This window comes from Pseudomonas sp. NPDC012596, assembly GCF_042902325.1.
Lineage (GTDB): Bacteria > Pseudomonadota > Gammaproteobacteria > Pseudomonadales > Pseudomonadaceae > Aquipseudomonas.
Genome location: NZ_JBIBEB010000011.1, coordinates 113,440 through 135,715, shown reverse-complemented (window position 1 = coordinate 135,715; position 22,276 = coordinate 113,440). Strand labels below are relative to the sequence as shown.

Sequence of the window (22,276 nt, the reverse complement as noted above, 5' to 3'; positions counted from 1 at the left end):
TTGCATCAATCCTGTGGGGCGGGCTTGCCCGCGAGGAGCCAGCGCAGGCAACCGATCAGTCCGCCGCCAGCACCGCTTCGATCCGATTCCCGGCCCTGGCCTTCTCCAACCGAATCGCCACGAACTTCGACGTCGGCGTGTAAGTCCCCTCGCCGTAGCTCTCCAGCGGCACCAGCGGGTTGGTCTCCGGGTAGTAAGCCGCTGCCTGCCCATCCGGGATGTCATACGGCACCAGACGGAACCCCGACACACGCCGCTCCACACCGTCTTCCCACAGCGACACCAAGTCCACATGCTCGCCCGGCTCGAAGCCGAGCCGACGGATATCCGCCTCGCTGACGAACACTACCTCTCGCAACCCGAATACCCCGCGGTAACGGTCATCAAGCCCGTAGAGGGTGGTGTTGTACTGGTCGTGCGAGCGCATGGTCTGCAGGATCAGGTCCGGCTTGTCGCCCCGTGCCAGCACCTTGGCGTTGACCAGTTGCTCGGGCAACTGGCTGGCACTGAAACGTGCCTTGCCGGTGGCGGTGCGCCAGTTGCGCTCGGCAGCGCTGTTGCCCAGGTGGAAGCCGCCCGGGTGCTGCAGGCGCTCGTTGAAGTTGGCGAAGCCCGGTATGACATCGGCGATCATGCTGCGAATACGGCTGTAGTCGGCCACGGCGTATTCCCAGTCGATAGGCTGGTTACCCAGGGTGGCCTTGGCCATGCCGGCGACGATCCACGGCTCCGAACGCATGTGCGGCGAGCGCGGGCGCAGCTGGCCGTGGGAGATGTGCACCATGCTGAAGGTGTCTTCCACGGTCACGCCTTGCGGCCCTTCGGCCTGCAGGTCGATTTCGGTACGGCCCAGGCACGGCAGGATCAGCGCATCGCGCCCAGTGACCAGGTGCGAGCGGTTGAGTTTGGTGGAAATCTGCACAGTCAGCGCGCAGTTGCGCAGCGCCGCGTGGGTACGGGGGGTGTCCGGGGTGGCCTGGGCGAAGTTGCCGCCCAGGGCGATGAACACTTTGGCACGCTGCTCTTCCATGGCCTGGATCGCCAGCACCGCGTTGTGCCCATGAGCACGCGGCACGCGGAAGTGGAAGCGTTTTTCCAGCGCGTCGAGCAGCGCCGCCTTGGGCTTTTCGTCGATGCCCATGGTGCGGTCGCCTTGCACATTGCTGTGGCCGCGCACCGGCGACAGGCCGGCGCCGGGCTTGCCGACGTTGCCGCGCAGCAGCTGCAGGTTGACGATTTCCTGCACGGTCGGCACCGAATGACGGTGTTGAGTGACGCCCATGGCCCAGCACATGATCACCCGCTCGGCTTTGCGGTACATGCGCGCCGCCAGCTCGATCTCGGCCAGGGTCAGCCCGGACTGCTCGACGATGTGCTCCCATGAAGTGGCATCCACTGCCGCCAGGTAATCGTCGACGCCGCTGGTCTGCTCGGCAATGAACGCGTGGTCGAACACCGCAGGCTCACCCTTGGCCTGGGCTTCGCGCTCCCACTGCAGCAGGTACTTGGCAATGCCGCGCATGGCCGCCATGTCGCCACCCAAGGCCGGGCGGAAGTAGGCGCTGGTGGTCGGTTCGGAGCCGTTGCTGAGCATCTCGAACGGGTGCTGAGGGTGCTGGAAGCGCTCCAGGCCACGCTCCTTGAGCGGGTTGAAGCACACCACCTGAGCGCCGCGCTTGACCGCTTCACGCAGCGGTTCGAGCATGCGCGGGTGATTGGTGCCGGGGTTCTGGCCGATGACGAAGATCGCGTCGGCCAGCTCCAGGTCATGGAACACCACCGTGCCCTTGCCCACCCCGAGGGTTTCCGACATGCCCACGCCGCTGGCCTCGTGGCACATGTTCGAGCAGTCGGGGAAGTTGTTGGTGCCATAGGCGCGAACGAACAGCTGGTAGAGGAACGCCGCTTCGTTGCTGGCCCGGCCCGAGGTGTAGAATTCGGCCTGATCGGGCGATTCGAGCGCCCGCAGGTGCTTGGCGACCAGAGCGAAGGCCTCTTCCCAGGACGTTTCGACGTAGTGGTCGGTGGCCGCGTCATAGCGCATCGGGTGAGTCAGGCGGCCCTGGAACTCGAGCCAGTAATCGGTCTGCTCGGCCAGGGCGCTGACGCTGTATTTTGCGAAGAACGCCGGGTCGACGGAGCGGCCGGTGGCTTCCCAGTTGACCGCCTTGGCGCCATTTTCGCAGAACTTGACCATGTCGCTTTCCGGCGACTCGCCCCAGGCGCAGCCCGGGCAGTCAAACCCGCCGTTCTGGTTGGTCTTGAGCATGGCCCGCAGGTTCTTGAAGGCATTGTCGCTGCCCAGCCAGCTCTTGGTCACGCTCTTCAGCGCGCCCCAGCCGGCGGCAGGCCCCTTGTAGTCCCTGATGTGTTCGTCCTGGCTCATGCGGTCAATCCTCACGCGGGCATCGAAAAGGTGCAGCGGATCGTGTCGTCCGGTGCTTGTTTCCAGCCTATGGATGCCGGCATAGGGCCGTCCAATCGAAATGTCTTACGGGGTGATAGGCCGTTTCGATGATGGATCGGCCAGGCGCTGTAGCCCCTTTGAATACGCGGCCTGCAGCCGTGATAGAGGAGATTGATCAAGCAGTCGGGGAAAGCAATTTGACGGGGCGCACCGCAGGTTATAGCTTGGTCCTGAAACCCCTCCCCTGCCGAGCGCGAACGTGGAACAGAACAGCCGGGCCCTGATCGACGGCTTCAACCGGAAAATCGACTACCTGCGGATGTCGGTCACGGACCGCTGCGACTTCCGTTGCGTCTATTGCATGGCCGAAGACATGCAGTTCCTGCCGCGCCAGCAAATACTCAGCCTTGAAGAGCTGTTCCAGGTAGCCGAGCGTTTCGTTGCCCTGGGCACCCGCAAGATCCGCCTGACCGGTGGCGAGCCCCTGGTGCGCCAGGGCATCGTCGACTTGTGCGGGCGCATCGCTGCCCTACCCGGCCTGCGCGAACTGTGCATGACCAGCAACGGCTCGCAACTTGGCCGCCTGGCCCAGCCCCTCTTCGACGCCGGGCTGTCACGCCTGAACATCAGCCTGGACAGCCTGGATACCGAGCGTTTCAAGCAACTGACCCGCACCGGCGACCTTACTCAGGTGATCGCCGGCATCGACGCGGCCCGCCGCGCGGGCTTTCAGCGTATCAAGCTCAACTGCGTGGTGCTCAAGGGGCGTAACGATCACGAACTGGTCGACCTGGTGCGGTTCGCCATCGACCGCGAGCTGGACATCACCTTCATCGAAGAAATGCCGCTGGGCGTGATCAGCGAGCATGAGCGCGGCGAGTCGTTCTGCTCCAGCGACGAGGTCCGCGCGCGCCTGGCCGAGCAGTTCACCCTGGTCGAGTCGACCGAATCGTCCCAAGGCCCGGCCCGTTACTGGCGCCTGGCCGAAGCGGCAGGTACCCGCATCGGCTTCATCTCGCCGCACAGCCACAACTTCTGCGCCACCTGCAACCGCGTGCGCCTGACCGTCGAAGGCCGGCTGCTGCTGTGCCTGGGCAACGAACACTCGATGGACCTCAAGCAGGTGCTGCGCGCCCATCCAGGCGATGCCGAGCGGCTGGAAAAAGCCATCCGCGACTCGCTGCACCTCAAGCCCTACCGCCACCACTTCGAAGTAGGTGGCGATGTGCAGATCCTGCGTTTCATGAACATGACAGGCGGCTGATCGGCTGCCTCTGGATTTCCATGATCGTCCACTCCCGCCCCGATGTGCTGCGCGTGCTGTTCACCCTCAAGGGTTCAATCGTCAAGCGCATTGCCTTGCGCTGCCTGATGGTCACCTTGCTGGCCGCGCTGATCGTGCTGGTCGAGCACCGCTACCCGGCGTTTTTCTACCCGGTCAGCGCCACACCCTTCACCTTGCTCGGCCTGTCGCTGTCGATCTTCATGAGCTTTCGCAACAACGCCTGCTACGACCGCTGGTGGGAGGGGCGCAAGGCCTGGGGCAAGTTGATCATCGAGACCCGCTCGTTCGTGCGTGAGAGCGTGGTGATTGCCGATGAAACCGTGCGTGCCGAGCTGCTGCGCAGCCTGTGCGGGTTTGCCCACGCGCTGAATGCACGGCTGCGCAACGAGGATGATCTGGCAGCCGCCCGGCCGTGGCTGGTTAACCCAGCAACGGTCAGCCCGCACAATGTCTGTGACGGTATTCTGCAGGCCATCGGCGCGCGCTGCTCACGCCTGGCCGAGCAGCAACAGATCAGCGACTGGCGCTACACCCTGCTGGAGCAACGCCTGGTCGGACTGTCGGAGGTCCAGGCCACCTGCGAGCGCATCAAAGGCACACCCTTGCCGTTCCCCTATACCTTGCTGCTGCACCGCACCATCTACATCTTCTGCCTGCTGTTGCCCTTTGCGCTGGCCGAGCCGCTGGGCTGGCTGGCGCCGCTGTTCACCACCATCGTCGGGTACACGTTCTTCGGGCTGGATGCGATCGGCAACGAGCTGGAAGACCCGTTCGGGCGGGACGAGAACGATTTGCCGACCGATGCCATGGTGCGCACGGTCGAGCGCGATGTGCTGGGGGCGCTGGGGGTACAGCCATTGCCACCGGCGTTGCAGCCGGTGGAGCATGTGCTGAGCTGAACCATTGATGTTGGCAACGCCGGCCTCTTCGCGGGGCAAGCCCGCTCCCACAGAAAACCTCGGATACACCACCTGCCTCAGTGGAAGCGGGCTTGCACCGCGAAGAGGCCGGTACAGATCAGCCGCGGCTTTCGCAGGCTTCGATGGGTTTGAGGTGTTTGACGAAATTGCACGGCTGGTGCCGCGCATCCAGCTGCTCCGCCAGGATGCCTTCCCACGCCGTGCGACAGGCGCCGGTCGAGCCCGGCAGGCAGCACACCAGGGTGCCATTGGCCATACCGGCCAGCGCCCGGCTCTGCACGGTCGAGGTGCCGATATCGAGAATCGACAGCGCGCGGAACAGCTCGCCGAAACCGTCGATACGCCGGTCGAACAGGCATTGCACCGCTTCAGGCGTGCTGTCGCGCCCGGTAAAGCCGGTGCCGCCCGTGATCAGCACCACCTGCACCTGCTCATCGGCAATCCAGGTGGCAACCTGGGCGCGGATCTTGTACAGGTCGTCCTTGAGCAGCGCGCGTGCGACCAGGCGGTGGCCGATCTGCACAGAGCGGCTGGCCAGCAGCTCGCCGGAGGTATCGTTGTCGTAGGTGCGGGTGTCGCTGACCGTCAGTACGGCGATGTTGAGCGGTACGAAGACCGCGTCGGGTTTGACGCGCACGGTGTGGCTCCTTGAGTGGCAGTAGCGCCACGCTAAAGGGCATGGCCCGGCAGCGTCCAATCGATATGGCGTACCGCCCGATCAATGACATCTATCGCTGACTTGGTTAAGGTCAGCATAACCAGACGCCAGGCTTTCCCATGGACATCAAGCAGCTCAAGTTCCTCATCGCCCTCGACCAGACCCGCCACTTCGGCCAGGCCGCGGCGCTGTGCCACATCACCCAACCGACGCTGTCCATGCGCCTGCGCAACCTGGAGGACGAACTGGACCTGGTGCTGGTCAAGCGCGGCCAGCGCTTCGAGGGCTTTACCGAGGCTGGCGAACGTATCCTGGCCTGGGCCCGCACACTGCTCGCCGCCCACGATGGCCTGCAGGCCGAGGCCGCCAGCTGCCGTGGCCAGGTGGTCGGCAGCCTGCGCCTGGGTACTGTACCGCTGGCCAGCTTCAACCCCATGCAACTGCTGCTGCCGCTGCGCGAAAAATACCCCGAGTTGCAGTTTCAGCTCAGCTCGCACAGCACCGAGCAGATCATGGATGGCCTGAGCCGCAACCAGCTCGACCTGGGCATCTGCTACCTGGACCAGGTCAATGCCAACTTCTTCGAAGTGATCGAACTGGGCAAAACCACCATGGGCCTGCTGCACGATACCCGGCACTTTCAGTTCGCGGCGGGCACCCTGGCCTGGGAGGACCTCGCCAGGATCCCCCTGGGGCTTCTGAGCAAAGGCATGCACTACCGCCAGTCGCTGGATCTGAGCTTCCGCAGCCGCAGCCTGGAACCCAACGCCGTGCTGGAAAGCGACTCCAGCTTCCAGCTGATACAGGCCATCAACACCGGCGTGTGCTGCGCAATCATGCCGCTTGATTGCGGCCTGGAAGACTTGAGCGACCACATGCGCATCATCCCCATTGCCGACGCCAGCATCCACAGCCCGGTCGGCCTGCTGCTGCGCCGCAGCGAGCCACGTTCGGCGATTGCCGAGCAGTGTTTTGACGAGGCGCGTGTGCTGTTCGCTACAACGTGATTCCTAAACAATCACAGAAACTTCCTACAGCAAACTAGGAAGTTTCTGCAGCGACACTCCTCTCTTACGGCTTTTATCATAAGCCACTCTGCTGCGTGACTTTCACGGGCTCGGGCTCAAGCATGGGCCTGCACATTATTAATGTCCAAGGATCTGACATGACAACACCTGTCGCTACACCCCTGGTATGGAGTGCCGAAACCCTGGCCCCACTCGGTGGCTTCGGCTTATTGGCTCTGTTTTTCTGGCTGCTCTGGTTCATCTATAGCCGGGCCGGTTCGCTCTACTTCCTACGCGATCTGATTTGGCGCAGCTTCGGTGGCAAGACGGAATTCGACGACCAGTCACCATTGAATGCCATGAGAAAAGAGCTGCGTGACATCGAATTCTTCCGCTACGAGTTCAACATTCCTGCAACAAACTTACATGAAGCGGACCTCGCCCATCGCTGGATCATCGAAAATGGTTTTAGCCCGAGCGACATTGGCCGCAATCGCCGTTACATGGACTGGGCCGACTTCAATGCCCCGAATTTCGCGACACACCGTTTCGCTCGCAAGAAATTCGGCTGGTTGTTCGGGTTCCTGATCGTATTGGTTTGCGCGATAGCGCCTGTTCCCCTTGCTTCGGAGTCCAAATACCTGATGGTCTCGTTGAAGGACTCACCTGATACGCCGTCTTTCTACGTTTCGGAAAATGACATCAAATTCGAAATGTGGCGGCCCGAGCGTTTTCTCACGGCCGAAAAATGCCGCACGCCCGAGGGCAGGCAGCCGTTCAACGCTTACTTGGCGGATGACACACTGGATATCGTCTGCTCGTTCTTCATGGACCCTGGTTACACCTCGCACGTGGAAAAAGGCCTGAAAGAGCAACGTTCAATCCTGGGGGGCTTCGCGCTGATCTGCATGGTCGGGATGATCCTGGCAGTGCTGAAATTGGCGCGAATGGAGAGGGCAAGCGCGCTTTACCAGCAGTGGCAGCGTCGCCTGGCAGCAACAAGCGCCAACCCTGCTGGCGCGCCGTCGCCTGGCGGTACTGCCGGGGCGTGAAGCTCGCGCGGTCGCACTCGCCACCGGCACTGCATTCAAGGATGCTGTGGATCATGCCCCAATGACTGCAGAAACAGCGAAAACAGCTCTGGCTGTGACGAAATGTCGAGCTTGGTGTACAGATGCCGCCGGTGCACCTTGATCGTCTCCGGTGAAATCCGCAGCCGCTCGGCCATGGCCTTTGATGAGAACCCTCGCAAGATCAGCCGGGCAATCTCCAGTTCACGCTCGGACAACACCCCCGCGCCGAACTGGCTGAGCGCATCGCGCACCTGCTCGGCGACCGGCTCGTCCTGCGCCAGTGCGCGCTTGCGGCCAGCCTGCCAATGCTGTTGCATCAGCGCCAGCACCCATGGGCAAAGCATCGCCAACAGGCCGTATTGCTCGGCGTCGAACGCCAGCCCCCTGCCCAGCGACAAGGTCAGGGCGCCCTCACCGGCAAGCTGCAGAATGAACTGCACCTCGTCTTCCAGTACGTGGGCCTGGAACCAGCTGATGTAGTACTCGCTTTGGTGGAACTGGTCCGGCGCCACCTCATCCAGCCGGTGCAGGCCACTGCTCACGCCGTCCTGGCAGGCCAGGTAGAACGGGTCGAGCTGGTACAAGCCGCTCAAGTACAGCGACATTGCCGCCGGGCCGGCCTGCCGCCCGGCGTCGTGCTCCTCCTGCACCACCGGTGTGCCGCTCAGGGGGTAGAACGCCGCCAGGGCGTTGTCGAACGGCAGCCAGCGGTGCAGCAGCAGAATCAGCTGCTTCCAGAAGCGCGGCTGGCCGATCTGTTCGATGGTACGGCCAAGGTTGGCATGCATGCCGACTTCATGAAAAACGTTGTGCATCGTGTCGGCTCCCCTGAACGCTGATGCGATTTCCCTCCTTTGCAACGCCCGCGTCAAGGGGCGTAACCCCAAAGGGTAATTGGCCGGCAACCGGCTCAAGCCTAGATTGCAACCCATCCAGCGCCCCGTCGAGAGGGCGCCCCCTTCTTTCGTTACTGCCTCAACCCCCAATAACAATTCGAGGAAAACGACATGCACGACAGTGCGCTCAAGCCCAGCCTGGGTATGCTCGACGTGGTCGCGATCACGGTATCGGCCGTCACCCCGGCCAGTTCCGTGTTCGTCATTGCGCCCTTCGCCATTGCCCAGGCCGGCAGTGGTGCCTTCCTGGCGTTTGTATTGGCCGGCTTGCTGGCATTGATGTTCGCCTGGTGCTATGCCGAACTGGGCCGCGCCCACAGCTCGGCAGGCGGTGAATACGTGTATGCCAAGCGGGTGTTCGGCGGCATGGCCGGCTACGCGACCTTTCTCACCGTGCTGGTTTCGCTGCTGTTCATCCCGCCGGTGCTTGCTACCGGCGCCGCCACCTACCTGAACAACGCACTGGGCACCGCGTTCGATACTCAGGCCGTGGCCCTGGCGATCGTCGCCGGCAGTTATGCCCTGGGCATCCTCAACATCCGCCTCAACGCCTGGGTCACCGGTGTATTCCTGCTGTGCGAAGTGGCAGCCGTGCTGGTGATCGTGGTGTTGGGGCTGGGCAACGTCAGCCAGCCGCTGAGCGTGCTCGTCACGCCCCTGCACATCGACAACGGCCTGCTCGCCGCCGCCCCCTGGGCGCTGGTGTTCGCCTCGATCGGTACCGCGCTGTTCGCCTACAACGGCTTCGGCGCCGCCGTGGTGCTGGCCGAGGACATGAAAGACGGCGGCCGCAGCACCCATCGCGCGGTGCTGTGGTCGCTAGCCCTGGTGGTGGCGATCGAGCTGGTACCCATCTGCGCCCTGCTGCTGGGCGCGCCCTCCCTGCAGGCCATGCTAGCCAGCCCCGACCCGATCGGCTATCTGCTCAACGCGCACGGCAACCCGACGCTGTCGCGGCTGGTCAGCGCGGGCATCTTCCTCTCGGTATTCAATGCCATCATCGCCATCGTCATCCAGTCGGGGCGGGTGATCTTCAGCAGTGGCCGCGACCAGCTGTGGACGGCGTCGCTCAACCGCCTGTTCACGCGCATCCACCCACGCTGGGGTTCGCCTTGGCTGGCCACCCTGCTGCTGGCAGTACCCTCCGCCGCGCTGAGCTTCAGCTCCAACCTCGAAGAGATGACCTCGTTCACCGTGCTGTTGCTGCTGATGGTCTACCTGGCCGTTGCCCTGTGCGGGTTGTTCAGCCGCGTTTTGCGAAGCGACCGCGAGCACCCGTACCGCATGCCGCTGTGGCCACTGCCAGCGCTGGTCGCGGTGGTCGGTGCGGGCTACCTGCTGCTCAGCGGCCTGCTGGGTGCGCCGCTTCGCGACATCCTCATCATCCTCGTGCTGCTGGCCGTTTCAGTAATCCTCTACAGCACTTACGGCAAGTTCAGCCCAGCCTTCCAGAAACTCTGACTCACAGGAATTCCTATGCGCGCTCGTCAACTTGGCATCACCCTGGGCCTTGGCCAACCCGGAGCATTCAACGCGATCACCGATGTCCCCGGCGTACGTGTCGGCCACAGCACGTTGCTTGCCGAGGGTAGTGGCAAGCAGGTACGCACCGGCGTGACGGTGGTGCAGCCGCGGCCGGCGCAGGCGCGCCTGGCGCCCTGCTTTGCCGGCGTCCATGTGCTGAACGGCAACGGCGATGCCACCGGCCTTGAATGGATCCGCGAAGCGGGCCTGCTGACCACGCCGATCGCCATCACCAACACCCACAGCGTCGGCGTGGTGCGCGATGCGCTGATCGCTGCCGAGCGCGACAGCCTGGCCGACCCATCGGTGTACTGGTGCATGCCAGTGGTGCTGGAAACCTACGATGGCCTGCTCAACGACATCTGGGGGCAGCACGTTGGGCCTGCGCAGGTGACCGAAGCGCTCGCTCGCGCAGAGCCCGGCCCGGTGGCCGAGGGCGCGGTGGGCGGCGGCACCGGCATGATCTGCCATGAGTTCAAAGGCGGCATTGGCAGCGCCTCCCGGCGCCTGACGCCCGATCAGGGTGGCTGGACGGTGGGTGTGCTGGTGCAGGCCAACCATGGTCAGCGCCGTGAACTGCGGATCGATGGTTACCCTGTCGGCCGGGTGCTGGGCGACATCCCCTCACCGTTTGCCGAACGTGGTGAGCCGGGCATGGGCTCGATCGTGGTGATCATCGCGACCGATGCGCCGCTGCTGCCACACCAGTGTCAGCGCCTGGCCCAACGGGCATCGATCGGCATTGCGCGCACCGGGGGCGGTACCGAGGATGCCAGCGGTGATCTGTTCGTCGCCTTCTCGACTGCCGAGCAGCAACTGCCACCGGCGGCCTATGGCCGTAAGGGCGTGCCGTTCAGCCAGGCGGTGCAGATGATCAACAACGACCACATCACACCGCTGTTCATGGCCGCGGCCGAGGCGGTGGAAGAAGCGATCGTCAATGCGATGCTGGCTGGGGAGGATATGTACACCGCCGATGGGGTGCTGGTGCCGGGGTTGGCTGGGGAGCGGTTGCTGGCGGCGTTGGCTGAGGTGGGGTGGCGCAGGTAAAGCGCGAACCTGTTGCGCGGCAAACCCGCCCCCACCGCCCGACGCAAACGCGGGGGTAGGAGCGGGCTTGCCGGCGATGAGGCCAGTGTAGGCTACTGCTGAATCAGCAACTCAACGGTAACGCTCAAGCCAATGAGCGTATGGTGCCGGCAAGGTCCATGACGCTTTCTCCACGCCCAGCTCCTTGGCTGCGAAGTACGCCCAGTGCGGGTCGGCCAAGTGCGCACGCCCCACCGATACCAGGTCAAGCTGGTTGGCCTGCAGCGCGCCCTCAGCCAGCTGCGGCGTACCAAAGCCCCACGCCGACGTCACCGGCAGGCCCGCTTCACGGCGCACGCGCTCGGCGATCGGCCCCATGAACGCCGGGCCCCACGGAATGTTGGTTTGCGGGATGGTGAAGCCGACGCTGACACTCAGCAGGTCCAGGCCGCCGGCCTTGAACATGCGCGCCAACTCGATGGACTCATCCAGGGTCTGCTCGTCGCGGCCGTCATATTCAAGCACACCAAAGCGCGCAGTCAGCGGCAGGTGCTCCGGCCAGACCTCACGCACGGCCGCCAGGGTTTCCAGCAGGAAGCGGCTACGGTTCTCGAAGCTGCCGCCGTAGGCATCGGTACGCTGGTTGGAGTGCTCGGAGAAGAAGCTCTGGCCCAGGTAACCATGGGCGAAGTGCAGTTCGATCCACTCGAAGCCCGCATCCCGCGCACGGCGGGCGCCATCGACGAAGTCCTGCTTCACCCGGGCGATGTCAGCCAGGGTCATTTCACGCGGCACTTTCGGCAGGTTGGCACCAAAGGCGATGGCCGACGGGGCGATGGTGCCCCAGCCGCGCGCGTCATCCGCAGCAATATGGTCATCACCTTCCCACGGGCGGTTGGCGCTGGCCTTGCGGCCGGCGTGGGCGATCTGGATGCCCGGCACCGAACCTGCAGCCTTGATTGCCTTTACCACCGGCACGAAAGCTTGGGCGTGGGCGTCGCTCCAGATACCGGCACAGCCGGGGGTGATGCGGCCTTCCGGTGCAACGGCAGTAGCCTCGACCACCAACAGGCCGGCACCGCCGCGGGCCATGCTGGCGTAGTGTACCTGGTGCCAATCATTGGCCATGCCGTCCTCGGCCATGTACTGGCACATCGGTGGAATGGCGATGCGGTTGCGCAGGGTAATGTCTTTGAGGGTATAGGGTTCGAACAAGGCGGACATGGGAAAACTCCGGGTTCATCTGAATACGATAGTTCGATCATAATCGAACTATGGCAATTAATGAAACCCCCGTTATCATGGCGGCATGCGAGCCTACAAACACCCCAACCCTGAAGACCTGATTCTCGAGCGCCTGCTGTACGCCCTGAGCGACCCGGTGCGTCTGGAGATCGTGCGCCACCTGGCGGGCGTGGCCGAAGCCAGCTGCGGCGAGCTGGACGGCGGCCGGCCGAAGTCGAGCATGTCCCACCATTTCCGGGTATTGCGGGATGCGGGGCTGGTGCATACGCGCAATGTTGGCACCACCCACATGAACTCGCTGCGCAGCGAAATGCTCGACGAACGGTTCCCCGACTTGCTGGCGTGCATTCTGCGTCAGCGGTAATTCAGTGCCGCCCCTGTGGGGGCGAGCTTGCCCGCCAAGAGGCCGGTGAAGGCAAAAAAAAAGCCACGAGGTCACCCCCGTGGCTTTTGATCACAACCGTGCCGCTTACAGCGCCATGTCGTTCTCAGGCTTGCTTTCGACCGGCTGGGTGACGCCGGTGGTGGTACCGACGCTCTGGTCGATCACCGGTGGCTTCTCCAGCTGCAGGACTTCAGCGGTGTAGTTCCACTCTTTCTGGGTGGCAGCCGCCGAATCGTTGAGCTTGGTGCCGTAGCTCGGCACGATCTCTTTGATCTTGGCTTGCCATTCAGGGGTGGCGACTTTCTCTTTGAACACGGTTTCCAGCACGTTCAGCATGATCGGTGCGGCGGTCGAGGCACCTGGCGATGCGCCCAGCAGGCCTGCGATGGTGCGGTCTTGCGAGGCCACGACTTCGGTGCCCAGCTTGAGCACGCCGCCCTTGTCTGCATCACGCTTGATGATCTGCACGCGCTGGCCGGCCTGCCACAGTTTCCAGTCTTCTTTCTTGGCGTCCGGGAAGTAGGTGCGCAGCGCTTCGAAGCGGTCGTCATCCGACAGCATCAGCTGGCCAGCGAGGTACTCGACCAGCGGGTACTGCTCGATGCCCACCTTGGTCATTGGCCATACGTTGTGCAGGGTGGTGCTGCTGAGCAGGTCCAGGTACGAACCGTTCTTCAGGAACTTGGTCGAGAAGGTGGCGAATGGGCCGAACAGGATCACGCGCTTGCCGTCCAGCACGCGGGTGTCCAGGTGCGGTACCGACATGGGTGGCGCGCCGGTCGAAGCGATGCCGTAGGCCTTGGCCATGTGCTGCATGGCAATGGTCGGGTTCTCGGTCACCAGGAACGAGCCGCCAACCGGGAAGCCTGCGTATTCCTTGGCTTCAGGAATGCCCGACTTCTGCAGCAGCTTCAGTGCGCCACCGCCTGCACCGATGAACAGGAACTTGGCGTCGGTAGCCGATTCGGTACCGTCCTTCAGGTTCTTGTACTCGACGTGCCAGGAGCCGTCCTTGTTGCGGGTGATGTCCTGAACTTCGCTGGACAGTTGCAGGGTGAACTTGTCCTGGGTCTTCAGGTGGCCGACGAACTGGCGGGTGATCTCGCCGAAGTTGACGTCGGTGCCGATTGGGGTCCAGGTCACCGCCAGCTTCTGGTTCGGGTCGCGGCCCTGCATCATCAGCGGGACCCACTTGGCGATCTGCGCGTGGTCCTCGGAGTACTGCATCGGGCGGAACAGCGGGCTAGCCTGCAGCGCGTCGTAACGCTTCTTCAGGAACTTGATGTTGTCATCGCCCCAAACGAAGCTCATGTGTGGGGTGGTGTTGATGAACGAGTGCGGGTTCTTCAGCACGCCCTGACGGACCTGCCACGACCAGAACTGGCGCGAGATCTGGAAGGCTTCGTTGATCTCGATGGCCTTGGAGATGTTGACGTTGCCGTCTTTGTCTTCCGGGGTGTAGTTCAGCTCGGCCAGCGCGGAGTGGCCGGTGCCGGCGTTGTTCCAGCCGTTGGAGCTTTCTTCGGCGACGCCGTCCAGGCGCTCGACCATTTCCATCGACCAGCTTGGCTCCAGCTCGTGCAGCCACACGGCCAAGGTGGAGCTCATGATGCCGCCGCCGACCAGCAGCACATCGACTTTCTTGGTTTCTGCGGCGTGCGCTTGCATGAAGCTCGCAGCGACAGCCAGACCCAGCAAGGTCTTGCCAGCTTTCTTGAACATTGATCAATTCCAGTCAGTAGAACGAAGGTAGGGCCTGTGGCTGGCCCAGGTGTTTCGTGTTCTTCCGCGCAGGCTTGTTGTGATCATTGTTCAGCGGCTTAAAGAACCAGAAAACGACCCAGGCTTTTGTCGAATTGACCGACAGGGCTGAATCGTTTCGCTGATTGTATATGAATTGCCAGCACAAACAAATTGCGCGAGCCGAGGCAAGGCGGCAGGTTGTCCCAGCGGCAGGATGTCACGCTTGAGAAACGAAAACCCCCGGCCATTCGCATGGTCGGGGGTTCTGGATCAGGCCGCAAGCGCCTCGATCAGGGGGTTACCAAGATCACTGCGGCGCAGGCAGCTTGTCGATCGGGCCGCAGCCACCGATGACCTTGGAGATGGAAACCGAAGGGTGGAACAGGTAGTCATACGAGCAGTTTTTCTGCGCGTTGTAGACCTGGCCAGTGCAGCCCGACAGCAGGGCAACGCCCGAAACGACAGCAACGGCTACAGTGGCCTTGAACAGCTTTTTCATACTAAGTCCTTTAAATGCATCATCTTCGGCCATCATTCTGATGGCGGCGGGATGATACAGAACCCGGGCATTGGATCCAACCAATACCGGCCGGTGCTAGGCGCTTATCGACTCGAAGCTGCGTATCGGCGACGGCACCGGGCAAAACTGCGGGAACTCCTCTTCGACGATCCACGGCTCTTTCATCACCAGGTAAACATCGAGGAAGTCGGAAAAGCCCGGCCAGACGAACAGCTGATTGGCCTCGGCCACCGCCCGGGAAAGCACGCCCATGCCGCCGAAACTCTTGATCATGGAAACGCTGACGATCTCGCTGCCGGAATGGAACACCGTCGCCCCTTGCAGCGCGCCGGTCCTGCGCTCGGCAAAGCGCGAGAAGATCGAGGCGTAGGGGCATTCGGGCAAGGGCTTGATGACCACCGAAGGCACGGCGTCATCACTGACTGAGCAGGCCACCACCTCGATACGCAGGCCCTTGAGGGACACCGAATAGAAGCCAGCGGGCACGCTGTCACCCAGGATCACCACCATGTCGGCTTCGCCCTTGGCCAGTTTGGTGAGGTTGTCGGGGGTTTCCGAGCAACTGAAGATCGGGCTGCAACCGGTCAGGTTACCGACCACCCCGCCCATGATCTGCTGGTTGATCTCCATCGACAGGGTGCTGTTCAAGGCTACGCGCAGGGGCTGGCTCTGGCGCTCGCGCAATTGATTGATCTTGAGCTGCATGCGCTCGGATGAGCGGACGATCTCCAGCACATGAGGCAGTATGCCGGCCCCTTCCTGGGTGAGTGACACCCCTTTGTTGGTACGGTCGAACAGCTTGAAGCCGCAGTGATCTTCAAGCTTTTTCAGCTGTGCGGCCAAGGCCTGCACAGTGACATGCACCTGTTCGGCTGCATCGGTGATCGACCCCGTCCTGGCGACGTTCACAATGTTTCTGAGAACCCTGATATCCATTCCACTCCCCTCCCTTTCTCGCTGAAGCCGGCTTGCAACGAGGCCAACGAGCATAGCGCACTACCCTGCCCCTGTCTGCCCGCCCGGCCGCTCGCCAGCAAGCGCCGGTTGAGGCACGTCAAAAATAAGTGAAGTTTCTGCCATCATTTCGCCTGCTAGATTACCGGCAGTTTTTAATAAGAAGAGATGCCAAATGCTTGCACTGAAACGCAACATCGACGACGCACTGCGACAACACAAGACCGTCAACGTACTGGGCAGTGATTTTGAACTGAGCGGTGGTTTTGGCCACTTTGTCGAGTTTTCCAGAAGTTGGGAAACCATGGGCGTCGACCGTTATTACGGCCAAGCCGACAAGGGCACCCGCTATCGCCGTTACAGCGACTTCGATTACAACCCGGTGAGCGGTGAACTGCAGCAACTCGAGCACCGCGCGTATGAACAATCGGAGGCCCATAACCAGTATGTCGGTGGCATGCGCCGCCACTTCGACGACGTCTCCAGCGATGTGTTCAACTCGCCGGTACTGCGTGCGCTGATCAAGCTCGATTTCGACGTATATAAAGCTGTACTGCCCGAAGCGTTGCACAACGTCACCTGGCAGTGCCAGGTGCACCAGATCCGTATCGAAGTCAAACCTGGCGCGCAGATCGAAATCACGCCTGAAGGCATTCACTGCGACGGCTACCCGTTCAGTGGCGTGCACTTCTGGGGCCGCCACAATATCGAAGGCGCCACCAGCAAAGTCTACGACAAGCAGTCGAACGTGATCGACTCCGGCACCTACCTGGAAATTCTCGATACCACGTACTTCCTTGACCGCGAACTGCAGCACTACGTCACGCCGGCCATCAACCCCAGCGATTCGGAAATGGGCTACCGGCAGATCATTGCCATTTCCTTCTCTCGGCCGGGTAGCGAACATGACATTGTCCGGTAGCCTTGAACAGGCATTGCTCAAGCAGGCCACGCCTGAACATATCAACGGCCTGACCATCAAGAAAGCCACGCCGTTCTATGCCGCGAAACTGGTCAACTTCCTCAAGCGTTTCGACGAAGTGTCGTTCTGCGACTGGCAGAATGAAGACCTGCTCAAGGGCTTGCTGGGTTCGGACAATACCTACTGCTATGTCGCCGAAAACCACAGCGGGGCAATCATCGGTGCGGTCGCCGGTGGTTCGATGGGGACGCGAGGCACCATCAACCACTTGGCGGTCTCACCGGACTATCGCCACAGCAGGATCGGCACTTCGTTGACCAACTCGATCCTCAGTGATTTTCGCCAGCACGGCATTCGGCGCATTTTTCTGTTCATTGAGGCGGGCAATGCGTCAGCGCTGAACTTCTGGCAGAAACAAGGCTTTCAGCAAACCCGTGGTGAAATTACCTGCGAGGTCGATCTATGACCGAAGTGGCGCTGCTCCCTGTTTCGCGCAAAGAGAGCTTCTTCGACGCACTGCCGATCATCACCGGCTACTTTGTCGTCAGCTTCGTCTTTGGCGTGATGTGCATCAACGCCGGCTTGCCGCTGTGGCTGCCAGTGGCCATGTGCGTATTCGTCTACGCCGGTGCTGCGCAGTTTGCCGCACTGACATTGATCACCACGGGTGCACCGCTGCTTTCGATCGCCTTATCGACACTGCTGATCAATTCGCGGCATGTGTTGATGGCCATGTACATGGCCAAACGCAGCGAGGGGCTGGGTATTAGCAAAGCGCAGAAGTTGATGTACGCGTTCGGCCTCACCGATGAGTCCTTCGCCTTGCACAGCCAACGGCTGGAAAGCCGCAAGCACACATCGCCGGGCTACATGCTGCAGTTCAACACCTGGTGCCATGCCAGCTGGATTGCCGGAGCACTGGTCGGCGCCGTGGCCTCCGATGCGCTGCACCGGTTCTCGCAGTTCAAGCTGGACTATGCGCTGACCGCCATGATGATCTTCGTGCTGATTTCGCTGTGCAACACCAGGACCAAGTTCATCATCGCACTCGTCGTCATTGTTGCGACGTGCCTGCTCAATGCGCTCAACACGTCCCCCTTGAACGTATTCATCGCAACCGCCGTGGGCTGTGGAGTGGGGTTATGCCTGAAGAAAAATACCTGATCGCCGCCGTCGCGCTGATGATGGCCATCACCTACCTGACCCGCGCCACGCCATTGTTTTTCAGGATGGAAAGAACCCCAAAGGTATTCAACGACGTCATTGAATACCTGCCCGTGGCAATCATCGCCAGCATTACTGTACCGGCCCTGCTGATGGCCAAGGACGGCACGTTGATGGCGATCAATGCCGATATGCTGGCCGCCATTCCGGTAGCGCTGGTGGCCTATTTCACGCGGAGTTTGATATTCAGCGTAACTGCCGGTATCGCGGCGCATATCGCGATCACGCTCTATGCGTGAGTGGACGCTAGACCCGTGCACGCACCCGATAGGGAACTCGCCATGAGCGGAGTACGCAAGACGCTGACACTTTCAAGTTTGAGCCAGTTTGCACGCCTCATACCGCATGGCCTGCCGCGTGATCAGGTGTTTGGTGCACTGAGTGGTTTGTCTCTGGAGTGCTCGCTCAGCTACGACTTGAGCAAGAGCTTCTTGAGCGACGGCTGGATCGTCGAGTATCGCCATCTGCGCACTGCAGGCCAACTGAACCCGGTCAGCGATCTTCTGTTGTTTGCGACTTCCGGCGGCTTGAAAATCGAGATGGCCGACGGTTCGACACATCACGTGAAGTGTGGGGAGCACGTGATGTTGCCAGCCGATAGCCAGGCGACGGTGTTCCCCGTGGGTGAGCGTGACAGCGTAAGTTTCATCGCCTTGGCCATCGAACTCGACCTTGGTCAGATTCTGCAGGAGCTGACGGAAGTGCCGCCCGCGTGAAGCACTTCACAGCGCAGGCTTGCGTGGCGCCCAAACCGTGACGGGGTCTACGCAGCAACGTTGCCTTGCCACGCCTTGCATCTATACCTGAGAGCGCTACAGCCGATTCCCAACCGACTCAGGAGCAACTGCATGGAAGCCTATTTCGCCCTCACCACCGTTGATACGCCGCGAGAGTTCATCTTCAAGCTGACCAATGAACAGCGTATCGCCCACGCCCGCAAAATCCTCTCGGGCGAGGAAATCAACGAAGTTCATGTCCATGGCCGGATCATAAAACGCGAGCAGCCCTACAACCCGAACTGGAGCTTTCATCTGGACCCGGATTCGATCAACTTCTTCGACGTGGCGATCGAAGTGTGCGATGCCGGCACCCAATACGTAGAAGACCATCTCGACGAAGCCTGCGGTGCATTCCTGCCTGGCTGCCACTGGTGCCCATGGACATCGAAACTCACCCGCGAAGTAAAACCCTGATCCACCAAGTTTGAAACCTGCCACAGGGCAGTTGTAAAGCAGGCCGCAGCCAACGATAGTCTACGGTTCTGCCTTTGCACTGCCCTACAGGAGTTCCCCATGCTCGGCGTCACCGACTACGGCGCGTTCGTCATCGCCTTCATCATCGTCCTGGCCATCCCCGGCCCAGGCAACTTCGCCCTGATCACCGCCACCGGCAAGGGCGGTATCAAGGCAGGCATGGCGGCGACCTGCGGGGTGATTCTGGGAGACCAAGTGTTGCTGTGGCTGGCGGTGGCGGGCGTCGCGACCCTGCTGGCCGCCTACCCCGCTGCTTTCCACGTGGTGCAGTGGGCCGGTGCGGCGTACCTGGCCTACCTGGGCATGCGCATGCTGCTGAGCAAGCCTGGCGGCGCCCCGCGCGCCAGCCGCATGGACAATGGCCACTACCTGCGCCAGACCACGATGATCACCTTGCTCAACCCCAAGGCGATCATGTTCTACATGGCATTTTTCCCCCTGTTCGTCGACCCGGTGAAGCACCAAGGGTTGGTGACTTTCGGCTTCCTGGCAGCGACCGTGGCGGTGGTGACGTTCCTGTATGGGCTGATTGCCGTGGTGCTAACCCACCAACTGGCCGAGCGCATGCGCGCCAACCCGCGCATTGCCAACCTGTTCGAGCGGCTGGCGGGGGCTTGCCTGGTGGGGTTTGGGATCAAGCTGGCGGCGATGCGCTGAGGATTGAAGCCTAACCTTGCCGCCGCATGTACTCGGCAAAAAGCGGCACGGTAAAATCCAGAAAGCCATGATCTGTACTGTAGGCCATCCCCTTAGAGATAACCTTGGCCCTTGTCGGCCCTAATGATGATTGTGGGCGCCCCAGCGCCTTCGCGACATCACTCACCGCATAGGGGCCATCACCAAGCTGCGACATCGCTTTAACGAAAAGCACTTCGCTTGGCGTCAACTGGTCGAAACGCACCCTGAAGAACCCCGCGTCAAGCAAGGCCAGCGTTTCTGAATAGGACTTCACCACATCATCCAACGATATTTCCGGCCCTTCAGCACAGTTCCACGCCGTAGATGCCCACTCTTGCAGGAAGAAAGGATACCCCTTCGTACGTACGACAATCTCTTGAAGGGCGGCTTGTGCAATGGACGCCTCTTCTTCCAGGATCGGCTTCAGGACTGCCTGAGCAGCGGCCTCCGCATCCAGTGCATTGATTTCGGGATAGAGGAAAAGTCGTTCCGCATAAGACTTCGCCTCCCCTGCAAGACGCGCCACCTGAGGCAAGCCTGCCCCAACAAGCAGTATCGGCAAACCTTCCTGAGACATGCGGTGCATCGAGACGATCAATGCCCGTAAATCAGCTTCAGACAGGTACTGCACTTCATCAATCAGCAAAATCCAGCCTTTGCCTGCGGCCTTTGCTGCCCGACCAATAACGTTGAAAAGGTCTGGCAAGTCGTACTGAAGGTTGCCACTGTCGGCCAACCCGGGCTCCGGCTCCACGCCAACTTCCACTCCGGCAATATCAATCTTGAAGATGGACGCGAAGCCCCGCAGCCCTTTGAGTCCACGATTAGCGATCTGTTTGGCGGCTTCTACGGTTGAGAGCGAGCGCATGACCTTGCGCATTTCGGGGTAGAGCAACCGGGCCAAGCTTTCTTCTTCCGGAGATTCGACTTTTGAAACCAGCAAGCCTTCGTCCTCGGCAATCTTCCCGACTTCGTTCAGCAATACCGTTTTCCCGGTGCCTCTCAAACCGAGCAGCATCATGGACCTGGCGCTGCGACCATTGACCGCTCTACCACAGGCTATTCGAGCATGATCCAGCACCACATCGCGCCCTGCCAGTTCCGGGGGCCTGCTGCCTGCGCCAGGTGCGAATGGGTTGCGGTAAGGGTCCATGGGGCACCTCCTAAACGAGTTATACCAATAGATATCAAAAACTACCTGTTTCCGCTATCTATTGTTAGCTTTCGGTAGGATTTGTATTGCGGACCAGTACTAAGTTGTCACCTGCTGACCGCCACAGCAAAAAGGGTGGCCTGAGCCACCCTTTCGGTTTACGCGATTGGCACCGTCACCGGCTCAATTGCTTTCCAGTTCGTACGCCCTGCTCACGAAAAGCGCTGCAAACAGGCTCTTGCCTTCCTTGAACTTGTACTCCTCCTCGAAACTGCCTTCCTCCACCAGCTTGCGGCTGATGGCGCATTCCGAGTCGCTGTGGTTTTTGCCTTTGGCGCCAAAGTCGCTGGACCACTGTGACAGCCCGACCTCTTCGCAGAAGGCCTCGAACTTGGCCTTGGGTGTGGCTTCCTGGTAGCTGCCGTAGGCTTCTTGCAGCGGTTTGAAGCCGCTGTAGGTGACCGAGTAATTCTCGACCTTGGCCACCCGCGCGAAGCTGCTGACAGCCTCGGTCAGCGCCGCCTGACCGGCGTATGGCTGATATGCACCCAGGATGAAGCCGCTCAGCGCGTTCTTCAGCCCGTCTTCCACATCGTCGAGTTCCGGCAGCGAGGCGAAGTCGGCCTTGCGCACGATCTCGCCGACCTTGGAGCCGTCATTGCGGTGGGTGACCACGAACTTCATCGAGCCTTCACCATCGCTGGAGCGCTTGAGGATGAAATCCACGTCGACCTGGGTGCCAAAGGTGCCGGTGCTGTTGACCAGGAACGCACCGGTGACCGGCTGGCGCACAGCCAGGTTGGTGCCCCAGGAGAAGTCCGACTGGGTGGCGCGACCGTTTGCCGACAATTCAGCGCGCGGCTGGATCTCGTCGTTCACGTCAGAGACCAGCACCACTTCAGCACCCTTGTGGGAAATGAACGGGTTGCCCATCTGCAGGCCGAGCAACTGGATGTGGATCTCTCCCGCCTTGCTGTCGCCATCGCGGGCAACTTTCAGGGCATCGGCTTTCAGGTAGACACCCGCGACATTGCGGCCGGAAACCGCATCGAGCTGGTACTTGGCCCAACTCGCCAGGCCCGTTTCGCTGGAACCAGCACCACTGGGGTCGAATGAGCCCATGAGGCTGCGCAGGAAATTCATCGCCCCGTTGGTCTGCGCGGTGGCCATGCGGATCTCGGGGTCGGCCACGGTCAGGTTGCCGGAGAAGGCCGAGTACGAGACCTCACCTTCGGACAGCACGTCCTCGAGGAAGTAGCGCTCCTTGAACTCATCGTAATAGCTCAGCGCGGCCTTCTTGCCAGCGCTTGAAACCATCGCGAAGCCGCCGCCGAGCACCAGCACTGCAGCGGCAACACCGCCTATCAGCAGCTGCTTTTTGTTCATCTGTTTGATCATGG

General features: G+C 61.6%; 23 protein-coding genes. 14 read left to right on the top strand and 9 right to left on the bottom strand.

All coding sequences use genetic code 11. The annotated features are described in order from the left end of the window. Positions 1 to 55 precede the first annotated feature (55 nt). Entirely contained in the window at positions 56 to 2,386 is a 2,331-nt protein-coding gene (locus ACFY68_RS15265; protein ID WP_346611681.1) for an FdhF/YdeP family oxidoreductase, read from the bottom strand. Between the two features lie 280 nt (positions 2,387 to 2,666). On the opposite strand from ACFY68_RS15265, the gene moaA reads away from it, so the two are divergent. Together moaA and ACFY68_RS15255 are read left to right on the top strand one after the other, a co-directional pair. Beyond that, complete coding sequence (gene moaA, locus ACFY68_RS15260) at positions 2,667 to 3,671, top strand: GTP 3',8-cyclase MoaA (RefSeq protein ID WP_387528683.1); 1,005 nt, start codon at positions 2,667 to 2,669, stop codon at positions 3,669 to 3,671. Between the two features lie 20 nt (positions 3,672 to 3,691). Further along, entirely contained in the window at positions 3,692 to 4,591 is a 900-nt protein-coding gene (locus tag ACFY68_RS15255) for a bestrophin family protein (protein WP_387528680.1), read from the top strand. A 118-nt stretch (positions 4,592 to 4,709) separates the two neighbouring features. On the opposite strand, the gene moaB is transcribed toward ACFY68_RS15255, so the two are convergent. Then, positions 4,710 to 5,249: a molybdenum cofactor biosynthesis protein B gene (gene moaB / locus ACFY68_RS15250; protein ID WP_346611684.1), complete on the bottom strand. Its 540-nt coding sequence runs from the start codon at positions 5,247 to 5,249 to the stop codon at positions 4,710 to 4,712. 140 nt (positions 5,250 to 5,389) lie between these two features. Here moaB and ACFY68_RS15245 point away from each other — a divergent pair, with 140 nt between their 5' ends. Together ACFY68_RS15245 and ACFY68_RS15240 are read left to right on the top strand one after the other, a co-directional pair. Then, complete coding sequence (locus tag ACFY68_RS15245; protein WP_387528678.1) at positions 5,390 to 6,277, top strand: LysR family transcriptional regulator; 888 nt, start codon at positions 5,390 to 5,392, stop codon at positions 6,275 to 6,277. A 158-nt stretch (positions 6,278 to 6,435) separates the two neighbouring features. Next, positions 6,436 to 7,329, top strand: a complete 894-nt coding sequence (locus ACFY68_RS15240) for a DUF6216 family protein (protein WP_387528675.1) — start codon at positions 6,436 to 6,438, stop codon at positions 7,327 to 7,329. A 35-nt stretch (positions 7,330 to 7,364) separates the two neighbouring features. Here the strand turns inward: ACFY68_RS15240 and ACFY68_RS15235 are convergent, their stop codons facing one another. Continuing rightward, positions 7,365 to 8,165, bottom strand: a complete 801-nt coding sequence (locus tag ACFY68_RS15235; RefSeq protein WP_387528672.1) for a LuxR C-terminal-related transcriptional regulator — start codon at positions 8,163 to 8,165, stop codon at positions 7,365 to 7,367. Positions 8,166 to 8,357: 192 nt separating this feature from the next. Between ACFY68_RS15235 and ACFY68_RS15230 the strand changes: the two genes are divergently transcribed. After that, the gene (locus ACFY68_RS15230) at positions 8,358 to 9,707 is read left to right on the top strand and encodes an APC family permease (protein ID WP_387528669.1); all 1,350 of its coding nucleotides are present in this window, start codon (positions 8,358 to 8,360) and stop codon (positions 9,705 to 9,707) included. Positions 9,708 to 9,722: 15 nt separating this feature from the next. Next, on the top strand, positions 9,723 to 10,820 hold the full coding sequence (locus ACFY68_RS15225; protein WP_387528666.1) for a P1 family peptidase: 1,098 nt from the start codon (positions 9,723 to 9,725) through the stop codon (positions 10,818 to 10,820). Positions 10,821 to 10,931: 111 nt separating this feature from the next. Here the strand turns inward: ACFY68_RS15225 and xenA are convergent, their stop codons facing one another. Next, positions 10,932 to 12,023, bottom strand: a complete 1,092-nt coding sequence (gene xenA / locus ACFY68_RS15220) for a xenobiotic reductase XenA (protein ID WP_387528664.1) — start codon at positions 12,021 to 12,023, stop codon at positions 10,932 to 10,934. Between the two features lie 85 nt (positions 12,024 to 12,108). Between xenA and ACFY68_RS15215 the strand changes: the two genes are divergently transcribed. After that, complete coding sequence (locus tag ACFY68_RS15215; RefSeq protein WP_346611691.1) at positions 12,109 to 12,408, top strand: helix-turn-helix domain-containing protein; 300 nt, start codon at positions 12,109 to 12,111, stop codon at positions 12,406 to 12,408. A gap of 105 nt (positions 12,409 to 12,513) precedes the next feature. Here the strand turns inward: ACFY68_RS15215 and mqo are convergent, their stop codons facing one another. The 3 genes from mqo to ACFY68_RS15200 all read right to left on the bottom strand — a co-directional run bounded on the left by mqo (position 12,514) and on the right by ACFY68_RS15200 (position 15,628). Next, positions 12,514 to 14,151: a malate dehydrogenase (quinone) gene (gene mqo, locus ACFY68_RS15210; RefSeq protein WP_346611692.1), complete on the bottom strand. Its 1,638-nt coding sequence runs from the start codon at positions 14,149 to 14,151 to the stop codon at positions 12,514 to 12,516. 328 nt (positions 14,152 to 14,479) lie between these two features. Continuing rightward, positions 14,480 to 14,671 (bottom strand): DUF4223 family protein, encoded by a 192-nt coding sequence (locus tag ACFY68_RS15205; RefSeq protein ID WP_346611696.1) that lies wholly within the window; start codon positions 14,669 to 14,671, stop codon positions 14,480 to 14,482. 96 nt (positions 14,672 to 14,767) lie between these two features. Further along, on the bottom strand, positions 14,768 to 15,628 hold the full coding sequence (locus ACFY68_RS15200) for a LysR family transcriptional regulator (RefSeq protein WP_346611697.1): 861 nt from the start codon (positions 15,626 to 15,628) through the stop codon (positions 14,768 to 14,770). A 193-nt stretch (positions 15,629 to 15,821) separates the two neighbouring features. Here ACFY68_RS15200 and ACFY68_RS15195 point away from each other — a divergent pair, with 193 nt between their 5' ends. From ACFY68_RS15195 to ACFY68_RS15165, 7 genes are all read left to right on the top strand, one after another. Continuing rightward, on the top strand, positions 15,822 to 16,568 hold the full coding sequence (locus tag ACFY68_RS15195; protein ID WP_346611698.1) for a 2OG-Fe dioxygenase family protein: 747 nt from the start codon (positions 15,822 to 15,824) through the stop codon (positions 16,566 to 16,568). Then, the gene (locus ACFY68_RS15190; protein ID WP_346611699.1) at positions 16,552 to 17,034 is read left to right on the top strand and encodes an N-acetyltransferase; all 483 of its coding nucleotides are present in this window, start codon (positions 16,552 to 16,554) and stop codon (positions 17,032 to 17,034) included. Before ACFY68_RS15195 ends, ACFY68_RS15190 begins: the two co-directional genes overlap by 17 nt. Then, positions 17,031 to 17,732 (top strand): AzlC family ABC transporter permease, encoded by a 702-nt coding sequence (locus ACFY68_RS15185; RefSeq protein WP_346611700.1) that lies wholly within the window; start codon positions 17,031 to 17,033, stop codon positions 17,730 to 17,732. The genes ACFY68_RS15190 and ACFY68_RS15185 overlap by 4 nt, the downstream gene beginning before the upstream one ends. After that, complete coding sequence (locus ACFY68_RS15180) at positions 17,711 to 18,031, top strand: AzlD domain-containing protein (RefSeq protein WP_387528658.1); 321 nt, start codon at positions 17,711 to 17,713, stop codon at positions 18,029 to 18,031. The genes ACFY68_RS15185 and ACFY68_RS15180 overlap by 22 nt, the downstream gene beginning before the upstream one ends. A 42-nt stretch (positions 18,032 to 18,073) precedes the next feature. Next, positions 18,074 to 18,508, top strand: coding sequence for a hypothetical protein (locus ACFY68_RS15175; protein ID WP_387528655.1), 435 nt, complete (start codon positions 18,074 to 18,076; stop codon positions 18,506 to 18,508). Positions 18,509 to 18,640: 132 nt separating this feature from the next. Further along, entirely contained in the window at positions 18,641 to 18,985 is a 345-nt protein-coding gene (locus tag ACFY68_RS15170) for a hypothetical protein (RefSeq protein WP_346611703.1), read from the top strand. Between the two features lie 99 nt (positions 18,986 to 19,084). Then, the gene (locus tag ACFY68_RS15165; RefSeq protein ID WP_346611704.1) at positions 19,085 to 19,702 is read left to right on the top strand and encodes a LysE family transporter; all 618 of its coding nucleotides are present in this window, start codon (positions 19,085 to 19,087) and stop codon (positions 19,700 to 19,702) included. 10 nt (positions 19,703 to 19,712) lie between these two features. On the opposite strand, the gene ACFY68_RS15160 is transcribed toward ACFY68_RS15165, so the two are convergent. Next, on the bottom strand, positions 19,713 to 20,876 hold the full coding sequence (locus tag ACFY68_RS15160) for an ATP-binding protein (RefSeq protein WP_387528646.1): 1,164 nt from the start codon (positions 20,874 to 20,876) through the stop codon (positions 19,713 to 19,715). Positions 20,877 to 21,059: 183 nt separating this feature from the next. Beyond that, positions 21,060 to 22,274 (bottom strand): hypothetical protein, encoded by a 1,215-nt coding sequence (locus tag ACFY68_RS15155; protein WP_387528643.1) that lies wholly within the window; start codon positions 22,272 to 22,274, stop codon positions 21,060 to 21,062. Positions 22,275 to 22,276: the final 2 nt, after the last annotated feature.

Excerpts from the sequence above, each read along its gene's own strand:
- ACFY68_RS15155 (WP_387528643.1), bottom strand. The coding sequence starts at position 22,274 with ATGATCAAACAGATGAACAAAAAGCAGCTGCTGATAGGCGGTGTTGCC.
- ACFY68_RS15180 (WP_387528658.1), top strand. The coding sequence starts at position 17,711 with ATGCCTGAAGAAAAATACCTGATCGCCGCCGTCGCGCTGATGATGGCC.
- ACFY68_RS15240 (WP_387528675.1), top strand. The coding sequence starts at position 6,436 with ATGACAACACCTGTCGCTACACCCCTGGTATGGAGTGCCGAAACCCTG.
- ACFY68_RS15165 (WP_346611704.1), top strand. The coding sequence starts at position 19,085 with ATGCTCGGCGTCACCGACTACGGCGCGTTCGTCATCGCCTTCATCATC.
- ACFY68_RS15200 (WP_346611697.1), bottom strand. The coding sequence starts at position 15,628 with ATGGATATCAGGGTTCTCAGAAACATTGTGAACGTCGCCAGGACGGGG.
- ACFY68_RS15185 (WP_346611700.1), top strand. The coding sequence starts at position 17,031 with ATGACCGAAGTGGCGCTGCTCCCTGTTTCGCGCAAAGAGAGCTTCTTC.
- ACFY68_RS15230 (WP_387528669.1), top strand. The coding sequence starts at position 8,358 with ATGCACGACAGTGCGCTCAAGCCCAGCCTGGGTATGCTCGACGTGGTC.
- ACFY68_RS15265 (WP_346611681.1), bottom strand. The coding sequence starts at position 2,386 with ATGAGCCAGGACGAACACATCAGGGACTACAAGGGGCCTGCCGCCGGC.
- ACFY68_RS15215 (WP_346611691.1), top strand. The coding sequence starts at position 12,109 with ATGCGAGCCTACAAACACCCCAACCCTGAAGACCTGATTCTCGAGCGC.
- mqo (WP_346611692.1), bottom strand. The coding sequence starts at position 14,151 with ATGTTCAAGAAAGCTGGCAAGACCTTGCTGGGTCTGGCTGTCGCTGCG.
- xenA (WP_387528664.1), bottom strand. The coding sequence starts at position 12,023 with ATGTCCGCCTTGTTCGAACCCTATACCCTCAAAGACATTACCCTGCGC.
- ACFY68_RS15160 (WP_387528646.1), bottom strand. The coding sequence starts at position 20,876 with ATGGACCCTTACCGCAACCCATTCGCACCTGGCGCAGGCAGCAGGCCC.
- ACFY68_RS15175 (WP_387528655.1), top strand. The coding sequence starts at position 18,074 with ATGAGCGGAGTACGCAAGACGCTGACACTTTCAAGTTTGAGCCAGTTT.
- ACFY68_RS15170 (WP_346611703.1), top strand. The coding sequence starts at position 18,641 with ATGGAAGCCTATTTCGCCCTCACCACCGTTGATACGCCGCGAGAGTTC.
- ACFY68_RS15255 (WP_387528680.1), top strand. The coding sequence starts at position 3,692 with ATGATCGTCCACTCCCGCCCCGATGTGCTGCGCGTGCTGTTCACCCTC.
- ACFY68_RS15235 (WP_387528672.1), bottom strand. The coding sequence starts at position 8,165 with ATGCACAACGTTTTTCATGAAGTCGGCATGCATGCCAACCTTGGCCGT.
- ACFY68_RS15195 (WP_346611698.1), top strand. The coding sequence starts at position 15,822 with ATGCTTGCACTGAAACGCAACATCGACGACGCACTGCGACAACACAAG.
- ACFY68_RS15245 (WP_387528678.1), top strand. The coding sequence starts at position 5,390 with ATGGACATCAAGCAGCTCAAGTTCCTCATCGCCCTCGACCAGACCCGC.
- ACFY68_RS15205 (WP_346611696.1), bottom strand. The coding sequence starts at position 14,671 with ATGAAAAAGCTGTTCAAGGCCACTGTAGCCGTTGCTGTCGTTTCGGGC.
- ACFY68_RS15225 (WP_387528666.1), top strand. The coding sequence starts at position 9,723 with ATGCGCGCTCGTCAACTTGGCATCACCCTGGGCCTTGGCCAACCCGGA.
- ACFY68_RS15190 (WP_346611699.1), top strand. The coding sequence starts at position 16,552 with ATGACATTGTCCGGTAGCCTTGAACAGGCATTGCTCAAGCAGGCCACG.